The 14,759-nt window shown below is 72.6% G+C and carries 16 protein-coding genes; 13 read left to right on the top strand and 3 right to left on the bottom strand.

Going from position 1 to position 14,759, the window contains the following annotated elements; genetic code table 11:
• The first annotated feature begins 33 nt into the window (after positions 1-33).
• From ABUL08_RS24180 to ABUL08_RS24140, 9 genes are all read left to right on the top strand, one after another.
• Complete coding sequence (locus ABUL08_RS24180) at positions 34-1,014, top strand: NAD-dependent epimerase/dehydratase family protein (RefSeq protein WP_350932264.1); 981 nt, start codon at positions 34-36, stop codon at positions 1,012-1,014.
• A gap of 74 nt (positions 1,015-1,088) precedes the next feature.
• Complete coding sequence (locus tag ABUL08_RS24175; RefSeq protein ID WP_350932263.1) at positions 1,089-2,309, top strand: LCP family protein; 1,221 nt, start codon at positions 1,089-1,091, stop codon at positions 2,307-2,309.
• A gap of 206 nt (positions 2,310-2,515) precedes the next feature.
• The gene (locus tag ABUL08_RS24170; protein WP_350932262.1) at positions 2,516-3,727 is read left to right on the top strand and encodes an LCP family protein; all 1,212 of its coding nucleotides are present in this window, start codon (positions 2,516-2,518) and stop codon (positions 3,725-3,727) included.
• A 165-nt stretch (positions 3,728-3,892) separates the two neighbouring features.
• Positions 3,893-4,855 carry an LCP family protein gene (locus ABUL08_RS24165; RefSeq protein WP_449288910.1) on the top strand — a complete coding sequence of 321 codons (963 nt, stop codon included), beginning with the start codon at positions 3,893-3,895 and terminating at the stop codon, positions 4,853-4,855.
• 27 nt (positions 4,856-4,882) lie between these two features.
• Positions 4,883-5,218: a rhodanese-like domain-containing protein gene (locus ABUL08_RS24160; protein ID WP_350932261.1), complete on the top strand. Its 336-nt coding sequence runs from the start codon at positions 4,883-4,885 to the stop codon at positions 5,216-5,218.
• Positions 5,219-5,233: 15 nt separating this feature from the next.
• Complete coding sequence (locus ABUL08_RS24155) at positions 5,234-6,025, top strand: glycerophosphodiester phosphodiesterase (RefSeq protein ID WP_350932260.1); 792 nt, start codon at positions 5,234-5,236, stop codon at positions 6,023-6,025.
• Positions 6,026-6,108: 83 nt separating this feature from the next.
• Entirely contained in the window at positions 6,109-7,563 is a 1,455-nt protein-coding gene (locus ABUL08_RS24150) for a sensor histidine kinase (protein ID WP_350932259.1), read from the top strand.
• A gap of 64 nt (positions 7,564-7,627) precedes the next feature.
• Positions 7,628-8,044 carry an ATP-binding protein gene (locus ABUL08_RS24145; RefSeq protein WP_350938815.1) on the top strand — a complete coding sequence of 139 codons (417 nt, stop codon included), beginning with the start codon at positions 7,628-7,630 and terminating at the stop codon, positions 8,042-8,044.
• Between the two features lie 96 nt (positions 8,045-8,140).
• Positions 8,141-9,025, top strand: coding sequence for a DUF5926 family protein (locus ABUL08_RS24140; RefSeq protein ID WP_350932258.1), 885 nt, complete (start codon positions 8,141-8,143; stop codon positions 9,023-9,025).
• Positions 9,026-9,073: 48 nt separating this feature from the next.
• Here the strand turns inward: ABUL08_RS24140 and ABUL08_RS24135 are convergent, their stop codons facing one another.
• The gene (locus ABUL08_RS24135; RefSeq protein WP_350932256.1) at positions 9,074-10,282 is read right to left on the bottom strand and encodes an arginine deiminase; all 1,209 of its coding nucleotides are present in this window, start codon (positions 10,280-10,282) and stop codon (positions 9,074-9,076) included.
• A gap of 163 nt (positions 10,283-10,445) precedes the next feature.
• On the opposite strand from ABUL08_RS24135, the gene ABUL08_RS24130 reads away from it, so the two are divergent.
• The 4 genes from ABUL08_RS24130 (at position 10,446) to pheA (ending at position 13,472) form a co-directional block, all read left to right on the top strand.
• Entirely contained in the window at positions 10,446-11,183 is a 738-nt protein-coding gene (locus ABUL08_RS24130) for a hypothetical protein (RefSeq protein WP_350932255.1), read from the top strand.
• A gap of 209 nt (positions 11,184-11,392) precedes the next feature.
• Positions 11,393-11,851: a PAS domain-containing protein gene (locus tag ABUL08_RS24125; protein ID WP_350932254.1), complete on the top strand. Its 459-nt coding sequence runs from the start codon at positions 11,393-11,395 to the stop codon at positions 11,849-11,851.
• Between the two features lie 123 nt (positions 11,852-11,974).
• Entirely contained in the window at positions 11,975-12,505 is a 531-nt protein-coding gene (locus ABUL08_RS24120) for a hypothetical protein (RefSeq protein WP_350932253.1), read from the top strand.
• 10 nt (positions 12,506-12,515) lie between these two features.
• Positions 12,516-13,472 (top strand): prephenate dehydratase, encoded by a 957-nt coding sequence (gene pheA, locus ABUL08_RS24115; protein ID WP_350932252.1) that lies wholly within the window; start codon positions 12,516-12,518, stop codon positions 13,470-13,472.
• Between the two features lie 43 nt (positions 13,473-13,515).
• Here the strand turns inward: pheA and ABUL08_RS24110 are convergent, their stop codons facing one another.
• Together ABUL08_RS24110 and ABUL08_RS24105 are read right to left on the bottom strand one after the other, a co-directional pair.
• Entirely contained in the window at positions 13,516-14,238 is a 723-nt protein-coding gene (locus ABUL08_RS24110; RefSeq protein ID WP_350932251.1) for an AIM24 family protein, read from the bottom strand.
• Between the two features lie 95 nt (positions 14,239-14,333).
• Positions 14,334-14,678, bottom strand: a complete 345-nt coding sequence (locus ABUL08_RS24105) for a metallopeptidase family protein (protein WP_350938813.1) — start codon at positions 14,676-14,678, stop codon at positions 14,334-14,336.
• Positions 14,679-14,759 lie beyond the last annotated feature (81 nt).

Below are 14,759 nucleotides of genomic sequence, written 5' to 3'. Positions count from 1 at the left end.
CTCCGGCCCACCGCCTTGAGTAGGCTGGCCGGCATGAAGGTAGAGCCCCGCTTCGGACCCGGACACCGCATCCTCGTCACCGGCGGCGCCGGCTTCGTGCCGTCGCACCTGGTCGACGCCCTGATCGCCCGTGGCTGCACCGTCGTGGTGCTGGACAACTTCGTCACCGGCTCCAAGGACAACGTCGCCCACCTGCTGGAGAAGCCGACCTTCACGCTGGTCGAGGCGGACATCTCCGAGGGCCTGCCGACCGACCACCCGGCCCTGGCCGAGCGGTTCGACGCCATCCTGCACATGGCCTCCCCGGCCAGCCCCACCGACTTCGAGAAGCTGCCGGTGGAGATCCTGCGGGTCGGCTCGGTGGGCACCCTGCACCTGCTGGAGCGGGCCACCGCGGACGGCGCCCGGTTCCTGATGGCCTCCACCTCCGAGGCGTACGGGGACCCGAAGGAGCACCCGCAGCGGGAGACGTACTGGGGCAACGTCAACCCGATCGGTGTGCGTGCCGTCTATGACGAGGCGAAGCGCTTCTCGGAGGCGGCCACCATGGCCTACCACCGCAGCAAGGGCACCGACACGGCGATCGTGCGGATCTTCAACACGTACGGCCCGCGGATGCGCCCGGACGACGGCCGCGCCATCCCGACCTTCATCTCGCAGGCGCTGCGCGGCGAGCCGATCACCGTGCACGGCACCGGCAACCAGACCCGCTCGATCTGCTATGTCGACGACCTGGTGCGCGGCATCCTGCTACTGCTCGACTCCACCGAGACCGGCCCGATCAACTGCGGCACCGAGCACGAGATGTCGATGCGGGAACTCGCCGAGACGATCGTGTCACTCACCGGAAGCACGTCCGAGGTGAGCTACATCACCCGCAGCGCGGACGACCCGGAGATGCGCCGCCCGGATCTCACCCTCGCCCGCGAGCTGCTGGGATACGAGCCCACCGTGGCGCCCGAAGACGGTCTCGGACGCACGATCGCGTACTTCCGCGAGCGGCTAGGGTACTGACCCCGGCCGGCGGCACGCCGACACCGGGACGCGCCTGAGGGCGGTGGTGGCCCACGCGACCTACCCTCGGTTACATGTCAGCTAGCACCTCTGCCGGCGTCCCCCTCCCCCGCCTGAACCGGAGCGCGGGTCGCGCCCAGGTCCCCGGCCCCGGCCGGGGCGCCTCCGGGCGCGCCCGCTCCGCCGAGGCGCAGTGGTACCCGTCGTACGACGACGAGCCCCGCCGGGGCGGACCCGGCGGCCCGGGTGGGCCCGCCGGTCCGGGCGGTCCGGGCGGTGTCCCCGGACCGCGCGGCCCCCGCCCCCGGTGGGGCCGGATCGGCCTGGTCGCCGGCATCGCGGTGCTGGTGCTGGCGCTGCTCGGCGGTGCCGGCGCCTGGTTCTACGCCCGCAACCTCAACGGCGACCTGGCCCGCACCGACCCCTTCTCGGAGATCACCGGGGGACGGCCGGCCAAGGCGGTCGACGGCGCGCTCAACATCCTGCTCGTCGGCAGCGACTCCCGGGACCCGGACGCCCCGGTGGAGAGCGCCGGCAAGTGGCGCGCGGACACGCTGATCGTCATGCACATCCCCGCCGACCACAAGGAGGCCTACCTGGTCTCCATCCCGCGGGACCTGTACGTGCCGATCCCGGAGAACCCGGGTGCCTCCTGCGACACCGACCGCCGGGCCAAGGTCAACGCGGCGTTCGCGTTCGGCGGCCTGCCGCTGGCGGTGAAGACCGTGGAGTGCTTCAGCGACGTCCGGATCGACCACGTCATGGCGATCGACTTCGCCGGCTTCAAGCAGGTCACCGACGCGTTGGGCGGGGTCGACCTGAAGGTCGAGCAGAGCATCACCTCCATCCACAAGCCGTACCGGAAGTTCACCAAGGGCGTGCAGCACATGGACGGCGCGGAGGCGCTGGACTGGATCCGGCAGCGCAAGCAGTTCCCCGAGGGCGACTTCGCCCGGATGCGCCACCAGCAGGAGTTCCTCAAGGCGCTGATGGACAAGGCGGCGAGCAGTGGCACATTGACCAACCCCAGGAAGCTGAACGAATTCCTGAAGTCGGTCACCGACGCCGCCACCGTGGACCAGGGATTCTCGGTGGTCGACATGGCGGTGCAGTTCCGCAGCCTGCGCGGTGAGAACCTGACCTTCATCACCAGCCCCAACGTCGGCAGCCAGACCATCAACGGCGAGTCGGTGGTGGTCTCCGACCGGCAGAAGGCGCTGGCGATGTACCAGGCGATGACGGCGGACACGATGGCCGACTGGGTCAAGGCCAACCAGTCGGGCGACGGCAACTGACGCACCCCTGCGGAACACCTCACCGGTCGGCGGTCAAGCTCGTCCCATGGCGAGCCAACCGCCGACCGGATGCTTTCAATTGACCGTTCGGGCAATTCACGGCAACGAGTGCCGGGACAAGCGGGAATAGCCGGACAAGGAGGTCGCCAGAACGGGAAGCGATACGTACAGTGGTGCCGCCCCCCGATCCACGAGCTGGAGCACGCATGCCGGTTCAGACCAGCCGTCGCCCACAGTCACTGGAACCCGGCGCACCCGGCCGGGTGCCGCCGGTCATCCCCACCCAGCCCGGCCCGGGCGGTCGGGGGAACGGTGGCGCCAAGAAGAAGCGTCGCAAGGACCCGCTCTGGGCCCGCCTGACGGTGATCTTCGGCGCGGTGCTCATGATGACCAGTGGCATCGCCATCGTCGGCAGCAAGGCGGTGATCGGCCAGGCCACCGGCAACATCGCCCAGCGCAACCTGCTCGGTGACGCCGGCAAGACCGACGCCGAAGGCGGCGCCAGCCTCGAGGGCCCGATCGACATGCTGCTGCTCGGCGTCGACGCGCGGGCCCGCTGGGCCGCCGACGACGTCCGCTCGGACACGATCATCATCCTGCACATCCCGGCCAGCCACGACCAGGCGTACCTGATCTCGATCCCCCGGGACACCGAGGCGCAGATCCCGGCCTTCGAGAAGAGCGGCTACAAGGGCGGCACCGACAAGATCAACGCAGCCTTCCAGGCCGGCGCCCGCAACGGCGGCGGCTGGGAGGGCGGTGCCCAGCTGATGGCCAAGACCATCAAGAAGATGACCGGGATCAGCTTCGACGGCGCCGCGATCATCAACTTCGGCGGCTTCAAGAACGTCATCGACGCCCTCGGCACCGTCCGGATCTGCGTCAGCCACGAGGTCCCCTCGCACCACATGTCGTGGGTCGACGGCAAGCCGATGTGGAACGCGGACGCCAAGAAGACCGGCAAGCCGATGACCCCGGTGGTGCACAAGAAGGGCTGCAAGGAGATGGAGGGCTGGGAGGCGCTCGACTACGCCCGCCAGCGCTACGGCCTGCCGAACAGCGACTACGACCGCCAGCAGAACCAGCAGCAGCTGATCAAGGCGATGGCGAAGAAGGCGACCGAGAGCGGCACGCTGAGCAACCCGATCAAGCTGAACGCGCTGATCAAGGCGGCCGGCAAGGCGTTCGTCCTGGACACGGGCAACACCAAGATCGACGACTTCATCTTCACCCTGAAGGGCGTCAACGGCAACGACCTCACCACGCTGCGCACCAACGGCGGCACGTACAGCCCCAATGCGGACCACACCCGGGAGACGCTCAACGAGCTGAGCATGGAGATGTTCCGGGCGGTCAAGGACGACAAGCTCGCCGAGTTCGTGGTGGCCAACCCGAGCGTGCTCTCCACCCGTAAGTGACCCCGGTGGCCCGGCGGGTGCTGCGGCGAAAGCGGCACCGCCGGGCGACCGAGGACCGTAGCCTGACGTGAGCGGGTCTCACGTCACGGCTGCGGGGAGGGTGCCACGTCCAGGCCAGCACGGACCACACCCGGGCGGGGTCGACCCGCCCGCTGGCCCCGCTGGTTGCTCGGCACGGGCCTCGTGCTCGCCCTGCTGGCCGGCGTCGCCGTGGCGGGACTGCACTGGCTGACGAACCGGTACGACCGCACGGTGGTCAAGGAGCAACTCCTCGACCCGACCGCCCGGATTCGTCGCACCGACCTCTCCGGCCCGCTGAACTACCTGCTGATCGGCTCCGACCACCGGCCGGGCGCCAACCCGGACGACCAGCGCTCCGACACCGTGCTCATCGTGCACGTGCCGGCCGGCATGCAACAGGCGTACCTGATCTCCGTGCCGCGGGACCTGCTGGTCGCCATCCCGCCCGCCAGCGGGTGGGGCGGCGGCCAGGACAAGATCAATGCCGCGTACGAGCACGGCGGCGGCGGGGCGGGCGGCGCGCGGCTGCTCTCGGCCACCCTGACCCGGCTCACCGGGATCCGCTTCGACGGTGCCGCGCTGGTCGACTTCTCCGGCTTCAAGCAGGTCATCGACCTGCTGGGCGGCATCCGGATGTGCGTGGACACGCAGGTCCGGTCCATCCACACGAAGACCCTCTTCACCCCCGGCTGTCAGCAGATGGACGGCGCCCGCACGCTCGACTACGTCCGGCAGCGCTACGACCTGCCCGGCGGGGACTACGACCGGCAGCGGCACCAGCAGCAGATGCTCCGCGCCGTGCTGGACAAGGCGGGGGAGACCCGCCTGCGCAGCGACCCCGTGAAGCTCGACCGGGTGCTGCGGGCGGTGGGCGGCTCGCTGACCGTGGACACCAACGGCGTACCCGTGGAGGACCTGCTCCTCGCGTTCCGGTCGCTGCCCGCGGACGCCCTGCGGGGCGTGCAGGTGCCGTCCTATCCGCAGACCATCGACGGGGTCTCCTACGTGGTGCTCGACAACGGCGGCGGCGGGCTCTTCGAGGCCGTGCGGGGAACCCGGATGCCGGACTGGGCCGGCACGAATCCCCGCTGGGTCACCCGCCTGTGACGGAGCGGCCGGGCTAGGCTCGTAGCCGTGTTCGGACCCCAGGTTCCCACCGTGCCCGCGTCGGCCGTGCCCGACGACACCTACCTCCTCGACGTCCGGGAGGACGACGAGTGGCGCGCCGGCCACGCACCCGGCGCCCACCACCTGCCGATGACCGAGCTGCCCGGCCGGCTCGCCGAGGTGCCGAACGACCGCGAGGTCTCGGTCATCTGCCGCTCCGGCGGACGCTCCGCCCAGGTCGTGGGTTATCTCCTGCGCAACGGCTGGGACCAGGTGCGCAACGTCGGGGGCGGGATGGGTGACTGGGCCGCCGCCGGTCGACCCGTGGTCACCGACGACGGGCAGCCGGGCCGGGTCGCGTAACGGGCCGAGCGGCAGATGGACCACCCCCTGGTCTTCGCGCACCGCGGTTCCTCGTACGACCTGCCGGAGCACACCCTCGCCGCCTATCTGCGCGCCCTCGACGAGGGCGCCGACGGGCTGGAGTGCGACGTCCGGCTCACCCGGGACGGGCACCTGGTCTGCGTCCACGACCGCCGGCTCGACCGGACCAGCAACGGTCACGGGCTGGTCAGCGCGCGTACGCTCGCCGAGCTGGAGACGCTCGACTTCGGCTCCTGGCACCCCGGTGCCGTGCCGGCCGAGGGCGACGAGGTGCTGGACGACTCGCGCACCCGGCTGCTCACGCTGGAGCGGCTGCTCGACGCCGTACTGGCCGCCGGTCGGCCGGTCCGGCTGCTGGTGGAGACGAAGCACCCCTCCCGGTACGGCCGGAACGTGGAACGCCGGCTGATCACCCTGCTGCGCCGCTACGGGCTCGCCGAGCCGCGCCCCGACGACCCGGTACGGGTCACCGTGATGTCCTTCTCGCCGCTCGCCGTGCGACGGATCCGCGAACTCGCCCCGGCCCTGCCGACGGTGCTGCTGCTGGAGGTGCTGCCGCGCTGGCTGCCGCTGGGCCGGCTGCCCTTCGGCACCCGGATCGCCGGGCCGGGTGTCGGGCTGGTGCGGGCCCGCCCGCAGCTCGTACCCGCGCTCCGGGCCGCCGGCAACCAGGTCTACGTCTGGACGGTGAACGAGCCGGACGACCTGGAGCTGGTCCTCGACGCCGGGGTGGACGGCGTGATCACCGACCGGCCCGCCCGGGCGCTGGCCCGGCTGGGCCGCTGAGCGGACCGCTCCGGACCGCCGGTCGGCGCGGGCCGGACGGCCGGGGGTGTCCCGTGGACCGGTCGGCGGGGCACACTCGGGACATGCCGGAGCAGACCGATTTCACCGCCCTCATCGCCGGCCACACCACCGTGATCAAGATGATCAACTGCGGTGAGGCCGGGTTGCCGGTCCTCACCCGCCTGCTCGAGGTGGTCCAACCGGCGATCGGCGCGGAGAGCCTCGCGTTCGTGGAGTTCGCCCCCGCCGGCGGCCGGGTGATCGCCGCGACCGGCGACGCCGAGTGGACGATCGGCCGGCCGCTGCCCGCCACCGACCCGGCCACCGTCTGCCTCCTCTCCGGGCCGCCGGTCCGCGAGGTGTGGGTCGACCGCATCCCCGGCCCGCTCGCCGACGAGGTGGCCGGTCGGGGCCTGCGTCGCATGATCGTGGCCCGCGCCGAGATCGGTGGGCTCACCGTCGGCAGCCTGCACGCCCTCTATCCCGACGGTGCTTCGCTCGACGGCTCCCAGCAGGCGGTGGTCGGCTACGTCGCCTCCTGCATCGCCCACATGTACGGCGACCAGACCGGCCTGCCGGTGCACGGCGACGGGCCGGTCGTCGCGGCGCTGGCCGACGGGTTGGCCGTGGTCGACCGGGAGCAGCACGTGCGGCTGTGGAACCCGGCCGCCGCGCAGGTCACCGGCCGCCCCACCACCGAGGCGCTCAACCGGCCGCTGCCCTTCCCGCTGCCTCCCTCCGGGCAGGTGCTCGACCACCGACTCCCGGACGGCCGTTGGCTGCGGATCACCTCCGGCGAGCTGCCCGGTCCGGGCACGCTCCGGGTGGTCACCTTCCGGGACATCACCGACCAGCAGCGGCGCGACCTCGACCGGGACCTCTTCGTCGCGGTGACCAGCCACGAGCTGCGCACCCCGGTCACGGTCATCAAGGGGTACGCGGACACCCTCACCGACCACTGGAACTCACTCGGCGACGACGACCGCCGCCAGGCGGCCCGGATCATCGGGCAGCGCGCCAACGAACTCGCCCGACTGGTGGACCGACTGCTCACGGCGGCCACCGACCACCGGCCCGGGAACGAACCGGCCGCCCCCTTCGACCTCGCCGACGCGCTCCGTACCGCGGTGACCGACCTGCCGGCGGACGTCCGGCACCGGATCGTCCTGGACCTCCCCGGTAACCTGGCCAAGGCGCTCGGCGACCGGCGCAGCCTGGCCACCGTGCTGACCGAGCTGAGCACCAACGCCGGGAAGTACTCGCTGCCGGACACCCCGATCGAGGTGACCGCCGAGGCGGACGAGCGGACGGTCTCGTTCCGGGTCGCCGACCGGGGCATCGGCATCCGCCCGGAGCACGTGGAACGGGCGTTCGACCGGTTCTGGCAGGGCGAGTCCGGCGACCGGCGGCGCTATCCGGGGGCGGGACTCGGTCTCTATCTCGTCCGCCAGATCGTTGAACAGCAGAATGGATGGGTATCCCTCAGACCGAGAGCGGGTGGCGGTACGGTCGCAGAGGTGCGCCTGCCGCGAGCCTGACCCGGACAGCGGGGGCGAGAAGGGGACGACGGTGTCGACCGGTTCGGCGGAGCGTTCGTGGTGCGTGGTGGTGCCCCACCACGCCACCGGTGCGCGCCTCGCCCGGCACCGGCTCGCCGACGAGCTGACCGACCTCGTACCCCCGGCTCTGCTGGCCGACCTGGTGGCGGTCCTCGCCGAACTGGTCGGCAACGCGGTGCGGCACGCCGACCCGCTGCCCGGCGGGGTGGTCCGGGTCGCCTGGCGGCTGCGCGCGACGCCCGACGGGCAGCGCGTCCAGCTCCGGGTCACCGACGGCGGCGCGACCTCCGGTCCGCTGATGCGGGCGGCCAGCCCCGACGCCGTCGACGGGCGCGGCCTGCACATCATCTCCGGCCTGTCCAGCCGTTGGGGCGTCGACCGGGACGGTCTCGGGCAGAGCGTCTGGGCCGAGTTCGACCCGGCCGCCAACCCGCGACCGGACCTGGTCGCGGCCGGCTGAGCCGGCCGTCGGGGCGGGTCGTCCCCACCGGGCTCCGCGCCGGGCTCTAGGCTGTCTCGCCATGAGCCAGCCGAGCGAACGGAGCGGGGCGACCGCATGAGCAAGCGTCGGAAGAACCAGCAGGTCGCCGGGGCCGTCCCGAAGCGGGAGAAGGTGCGCGACGTCTTCGTGCCCCGACCGTTCGAGGGGCTGGTGGACGAGCCGGAGTGGATCGCGCTGCGCGAACTGGTCCCGGCCGCCTCCGCGCCGCTGCGGCTGACCCCCGAGCTGATCGAGGAGTACGGTGACCGCCCGGTCGTCCTGGCGACCGTGCTGCCGATGGCCGCCCCGGCGATGACGAAGGCGGACGGGCGGGTCTTCATCGGCCTCCAGCGCCACCAGCAGTCCGGCGACGTCTCCCGGGACCTGGCCGAGGCGCTGCTCTGCGCGCTGCGTACCGAGCCGGGTGGGCAGGTCGGTGTGCCGCCGCTGCCCGGGCCGGGGCCGCGTCTGCAGGACGTCCTGGTGGACGGTCCGCTGGAGATCACCATGCACGACGGGTTCGAGTTCTGGCTGGACCCGGGGGCGACCGACGACCCGACCGTGCAGGCCTCCCTGGAGCGGGCCAACGCGGCGATCTACCCGACCGTGCGGCTGGCGGCGGCCCGGGCGGCGTACTGGTGCCAGGTGCCGGAGAAGGCGCACGTGCGCTGGGTGCTGCCGGAGGACGAGGACACCGCGCTGGACACGCTCTCCCGGTTGAGCGCGGCCGGCACGCTGACCCTCGGCGAGAAGACCCGTTTCGCCGGCATGTTCCGGGCGCACGGGCGGCTGGTTCCGGTCTGGGACCTGCCCGAGGACGTCCCGGCGACCGAGTGGGAGGCGCCGGTGGCCGCCTTCGCCGAGCGGTACGCCGCCGCCCTGAAGGAGACCGACCCGCTGGACGCGGCGGGCCGCCGCGCCCGCCAGGGCCTCGTCGGTCGCCAACTCACCCTGCGCTGAGCCGGACGGTCCCCTGTCGACGCCCGAGGTCGACAGGGGACCGTCCGTTCAGCCGCGGAGCGGGTCGCGGACCAGGGGGCAGGACATGCAGCGCGGGCCGCCCCGGCCCGAGCCCAGCTCCGACCCGGCGATCGGGATGACCTCGATGCCGGCCCGTTCCAGCTGGGCGTTGGTCTCCACGTTGCGTTCGTAGCCGACGCAGAGCCGGGGCGCGAGGGCGAGGGTGTTGTTGCCGTCGTCCCACTGCTCGCGTTCGGCGGTGACCGGGTCGAGGCCGGTGTCGATCACCCGGAGCTGGTCCAGCCCCATCGCGTCGGCCGCCGCCCGCAGGAAGGGCACCGGGCCGTCGACCCGCGGCTCGCCGTCCGCGCCGGCGACCACGGTGTACGCCGAGAGCGTGCTGGCGATGTTCGGGTACATCAGCACCGCGTCCACGTCGACCATCGTGCAGACCGTGTCCAGGTGCATGGTGGCGCGTTCCTGGGCGATCGGCACCACCAGGATGGTGTGCGCGAGGTCGGCGGCGAAGACCTGCCGGGCGAGCCGCTCCGCACCGGCCGGGGTGGTCCGCTCACCCACCCCGACGGCGAGTACGCCCGGCGCGAGCAGCAGCACGTCGCCGCCCTCCAGGTGCTCCAGCTCGGGGTGGTAGACGAACCCGGTGCCGGCGAACCGGGGGTGGTGCCGGTAGATGGCGTCGGTCAGCGTGGTCTCCCGGCGGCGGGCCGGCATGGCCAGGCTGGTCACCCCGACCCGGTCCCCGATCCAGACCGACGAGTCCCGGGTGAAGAGCAGGTTGGGCAGCGGGTCGATGACGAAGTCGTGCCGGTCCATCAGTGTCCAGACCAGACCGCCCGGCCGGTCCCGGCCGATCCGCAGCTCCTCGTGGGCGAGCCCGGCGGTCAGCACGTCGGCGAGGGCGACCGGGTCGAGGTAGGCGAGGTGGTCGCTGACCCGGCGGCGGAGGGTGTCGCCGAGCCGGGGCGAGCGGAGCACCAGGTCGACGAGTTCGGCCCGGGCATCGGGGACGGCGAGCGTCTCGGCGAGCAGGGTGGCCAGATAGAGCACCTCGACGCCGCGGCTGCGCAGCGCGGCGGCGAAGGCGTCGTGCTCCTCCTGCGCCCGTCCCACCCATGGGATAGCGTCGAAGAGCAGCGAGTCGTTGTTGCGGGGGGTGAGTCGGGCGAGTTCGGGCCCCGGGCGGTGCAGCAGCACCGTGCCGAGTCGACCGACCTCGCTGTCCACGTAGTGGGTCACCTTCGCAGCGTAGGGCAGGCGTCAGCACCATTCGAGAAAAGAACAGTGGATGAATATGGCATTCATCCGCACTCACTCCGGCGCTCCAACTTGCCGAACACCGGGGTCGGCAACGTAGGGTAGTGGAGACATAACTTCGAGGGACCTTTTGCCGGAGGTCGCGATGACTGTCTTTCCCGCTCGTCGAGCCGTACCCCCGCGGGCACTGCCGCCCGCTTCGGTGCCGCACCCCCGGGTCGAGCCCACCTCGGTGCTCGAACCGGCCCGGCCCACTCCCCTGGAGTGGGCCCGTCGCCGTCGGGCCGAACGCGGTGCCCGTCGCCTGGAGGCGGCCGGGGCCCGCGCCCTCGGTCAGCTCGACCACCTCGGGCCCGCCTGGCACGTCATCGAGTGGCCCCGCACGGACGTCGCCGACGTCCTGCTGGACCGTGGCCAGGAGGAGCGCGCCGGGTTCCTCGCCATCGGCCCGAGCGGTCTCTTCGCGGTCACCATCGCCGACCACGGCCGGGCCCGGGTGCTCGTCGCCGGTGACGTCGTGCAGATCAACGGGAAGCGCCCGCCCTATGTGGCCGAGGCGCGCCGGGACGCGAAGCGGGCCAGCAAGGCGCTCTCCGACGCGGTCGGGCTCCAGATCCCGGTGACGCCGGTGCTGACCTTCGTCGGCTCCGGCGTGATCAGCGTCTACGGCCTGCCGAAGGACTGCCTCATGGCCACCCACCGGGAGCTGGACCGCCTGCTCGTCGCGGGGGGAAACCGGATCAGCCCGGCCACCGCCGAGAAGCTGTCCCGGGTCGCCCAGCACCCCGGGACGTGGCTCAACGGCACGTACCGTCCAACTGCCGACTACCGGTGGTACGACGAGGGCCGAACGGCCGCTGACAAGCGGGCCGCCCGCCGGTAACGTCTCCGACGACGCCACGCGGTCGGAAGCCCCGCCCCGGCAGTTCCGTCGGTCCGCGCCGCCGCCAGCAGCCCGGCCACCGGGGCATCGGCGCCCCAGGGCACGGCCCGGCGCGGCCACCTCCGCGACAGCGGCGGCCGGTGGCTCCAGCACGGTCGCCGCCGCGACCGGCTAGCGTGGACAGACCGTCGGTGTACCTAGGAGGCGCGGTGGCCCACGTCGAACTCTCGCTCTCTGAAGTGTTCGTGCCTGCGGCGCGTACCCCGACAGAGGACGAGTTCGACAACCTCGGGCAGTGGTCCCACACCGTCACCCACGCCGCCGAGCCCTGCCTGCTGATCGACGCCGACACCACCGTGGTGGCGATCTCGTCGTCCGGCTGCGAGCTGCTCTGCCTCGGCCACCCGGAGGACGTGATCGGTCGGCCGCTGCTCGACGGCGGGCTGCGCCTGGTCGACTTCACCGCCTACAGCAGCGAGCTGACCGAGCAGGAGTCCGACAAGATCCCCCCGCTGCTCGCCCTGCACTCCGGGCGGCTGGCCCGGGGACTGCTGCGGGTGCGGGAACCGGACACCGACGCCCCGGGCACCACCGTCGACGCGATCTCCACACCGGTCCTCGCCGACGGCGACGTGGCCGGGTCGCTCACCTTCTTCTCCAAGGTCTGACCAGCGGGGACGGTCAGCCGTCCCCAGTGCCTCCACAAGCGAGCTTCACCTCGCCCGGTGATCCTCCTACGATGGGCTCGGCCCTCCGGCCGTAACGACACCCGCCGATGCGAGGATCGGATCGTGCCGCCCACCGCACCGCGCCCCGCCGGTCCGCGCCGGCACACCGCCCCCGTCGCGCTGCTCGCCGTGCTGACCCTCACCGCCTGCGGCGCCCCGCCGGAACTGCGGCAACCGCCACCCCCGGCGGCCACCACCCCGGCCGCCACCGGCGCACCCGTCCGGCTCACGCCGACCCCCGCGCCGACCACTCCGGCCGCGCCGCCGGTCGCGTCCGCCCCGACCGACCTGATCGCCACCCGCTGCACCGACGGCCCGACCGGGAAGCAGGTGACCCGGCTGCTGCACGGCCCCGACGGGGTCCTCCCCCCGGCGGTACGGGTCACCGTCCGCACCGGGCCGCTCTGCGCCGGCGACTGGCAGTACACCGTGCTGGAGGTGACCGGGCACGAGGAGCTCCAGGCGGTCACCCGGGGCCGGTCGACGGCACTGGAGCTGGTCACCGCCGGGACGGACGTCTGCGCGGTGGAGGTACGCGTCGCGGCGCCGCCCGGCATCCGGACCTTAGCCTGCGACGGCACCCCGGGTGCGTAGGCTGGTCGCCATGCCGGGAACACCGCCGACCCGCTTCGTCTACCTCGGGCCCGAGGGCACCTTCGCCGAGCAGGCGCTGCGCACCGTCTCCGCCGCCGAGCGCGGCACCCGTACGCCCGCCCGCAGCGTCGGCGAGGCGCTGGACAGCGTACGGGCCGGGGAGGCGGACGCGGCCCTGGTGCCGCTGGAGAACTCGATCGGCGGTGCCGTCGGGGTGACCCTCGACGAGATGATCGAGGGGGAACCACTGGTGATCACCCGCGAGGTGATCCTGCCGGTGGAGTTCGTGCTGGCCGCCCGCGCGGGCACGTCCCTCGCCGACGTCCGTGGCGTGGCGGCGCACCCGCAGGCGTCCACCCAGTGCCGGGGCTGGCTCCGCGACCACCTGCCCGACGCGACGGTGGTCGACGTGCTCTCCAACGGCGCCGCGGCGGCCGGCGCGGCCTCCGGCGAGTACGACGCGGCGATCTGCGCCCCGATCGGGGCGTCCCGACACCGGCTCACCGTGCTGGCCGACAAGATCGCCGACCACCCCGACGCGGTGACCCGCTTCGCGCTGGTGTCCCGCCCCGGCCCGCCCCCGCCCCCCACCGGGGACGACATGACCTCGCTGGCGGTCTACATCGCCCACGACCGGGTGGGTGCCCTGCTGTCGGTGCTGATGGAGCTGGCCGTCCGGGGGGTCAACATGAGCCGGATCGAGTCCCGCCCGACCGGCGAGGCCCTCGGCCGGTACGTCTTCTTCCTCGACTGCACCGGGCACGTCGCCGACGTCCGGCTGGGCGAGGCGTTGCAGGGGCTGCGCCGGGTCTGCGCGGACGTCCGCTTCCTGGGGTCGTACCCCCGGCACCGCTGGAGCACGGCGGCGGCCGCCCGACCGGTGCCCGCGCCCGCCGGCCTCTCCGACGCCGACTACGCCGACGCGGCGGCCTGGTTGGGCCGGCTGCGCACCGGCGAGCTGAGCTGACGGCGCGCGGGACGCCCGGCCCGGGCGTCCCACGCGCCGGGGGTCACTGGAGCAGGCCGCCGAGCAGACCACCCTGCTGCTGCTGGACGCCGCTGCCCTGCACCGGCGGCTCCTCCGACGGCTGCACCACGACGAAGCCCTGACCGGCGAAGCTCATCGTGAACGCCTCACCGGTGCTGCGGCCGAGCAGCGTGCCCAGGCCGAGCTGCTCGGCCCGGTGGTAGCCGGTCTGGAGGTTGGCCGACCAGCAGACCGCCGCCTGCGGGTCGACATAGGTCGGGGCGTCCACGTTGAGCACCACCGGGGTGCCCTTCGTGGTGATCGCGATCCGACCGTGGCCGGTGAAGACGCAGTTGAACAGGCCGGACGAGGACGCCATGCCCATCCCGCTGACCATCTTGATGTCGTACTGGAGGGTGGAGTCGAAGGCCAGCACGCTGGAGCCGTTGATCGACAGGGCGTCGCCGGGCTCCAGGTCGATGATGTGCACGTCCTTGGCCAGCTCGGCGAGGAACACGTCGCCCCGGCCGGAGAGCTTCATCAGTGGCACGCCCTCACCGGTGAGGCGCTGCTTGATGAACTTGCCGATGCCGCCGGAGCCGAGGGCCTGGAACTGCACCTGCCCCTGGTAGGCGACCATGGACCCGACCCGGGCCATCGCCTCGCCGTTCAGCTCGATCTTCAGCATCTTGGAGTTCTGCAGCCGCATGCCCGGCTGCTGGGACTCCTTCTCAAGGTTCTCCGCGGAGAACAGCGCGCTGCGCATGGGTCTTCCTCCTGCATCGGGGTGTGCCTGTTCCGCAGGTTAGGGGACCTGCGCAAGGGGTGGCATCGGCCGAGCGGGGTGGCCGACCGGCCCGGTCAGCCCCAGCCGAGGGCGTGCAACCGGTCGTCGTCGATGCCGAAGTGGTGGGCGATCTCGTGCACCACGGTCACCGCGACCTCCTCGACGACGTCGTCGTCGGTGTCGCAGATGCGCAGGATGGGGTTGCGGTAGATCAGGATGCGGTCGGGGAGGACGCCGGAGTAGTCCCAGCCCCGGTCGGTCAGCGCGTGCCCCTCGTAGAGGCCGAGCAGGTTCTCGCCGGGCGGTGGGTCGTCCTCGACCAGGATGACCACGTTGCTCATCAGCCCGAGCAGCTCCTCGGGCACCTCGTCGAGGGCCTCGCCGACCAGCTCCTCGAACCGCTCACGGCTCATCTCCACGGCCACCCGACCATTCTCCCCCGCGCAGCGTCGCGCGTACCCGCCAAGATCGGGGCAGCGGGACGGAAGAGGGTGCCCGTC

Origin of the sequence: Micromonospora sp. CCTCC AA 2012012 (assembly GCF_040499845.1) — a bacterium.
In the GTDB taxonomy this organism is placed as follows: Bacteria; Actinomycetota; Actinomycetes; order Mycobacteriales; family Micromonosporaceae; genus Micromonospora; species Micromonospora mangrovi.
The sequence above is the reverse complement of the archived record's forward strand: the minus strand, read 5'-3'. Positions and strand labels throughout refer to the sequence as shown.

Excerpts from the sequence above, each read along its gene's own strand:
- ABUL08_RS24155 (WP_350932260.1), top strand. The coding sequence starts at position 5,234 with ATGGACCACCCCCTGGTCTTCGCGCACCGCGGTTCCTCGTACGACCTG.
- ABUL08_RS24140 (WP_350932258.1), top strand. The coding sequence starts at position 8,141 with ATGAGCAAGCGTCGGAAGAACCAGCAGGTCGCCGGGGCCGTCCCGAAG.
- ABUL08_RS24180 (WP_350932264.1), top strand. The coding sequence starts at position 34 with ATGAAGGTAGAGCCCCGCTTCGGACCCGGACACCGCATCCTCGTCACC.
- ABUL08_RS24130 (WP_350932255.1), top strand. The coding sequence starts at position 10,446 with ATGACTGTCTTTCCCGCTCGTCGAGCCGTACCCCCGCGGGCACTGCCG.
- pheA (WP_350932252.1), top strand. The coding sequence starts at position 12,516 with ATGCCGGGAACACCGCCGACCCGCTTCGTCTACCTCGGGCCCGAGGGC.
- ABUL08_RS24110 (WP_350932251.1), bottom strand. The coding sequence starts at position 14,238 with ATGCGCAGCGCGCTGTTCTCCGCGGAGAACCTTGAGAAGGAGTCCCAG.
- ABUL08_RS24170 (WP_350932262.1), top strand. The coding sequence starts at position 2,516 with ATGCCGGTTCAGACCAGCCGTCGCCCACAGTCACTGGAACCCGGCGCA.
- ABUL08_RS24150 (WP_350932259.1), top strand. The coding sequence starts at position 6,109 with ATGCCGGAGCAGACCGATTTCACCGCCCTCATCGCCGGCCACACCACC.
- ABUL08_RS24175 (WP_350932263.1), top strand. The coding sequence starts at position 1,089 with ATGTCAGCTAGCACCTCTGCCGGCGTCCCCCTCCCCCGCCTGAACCGG.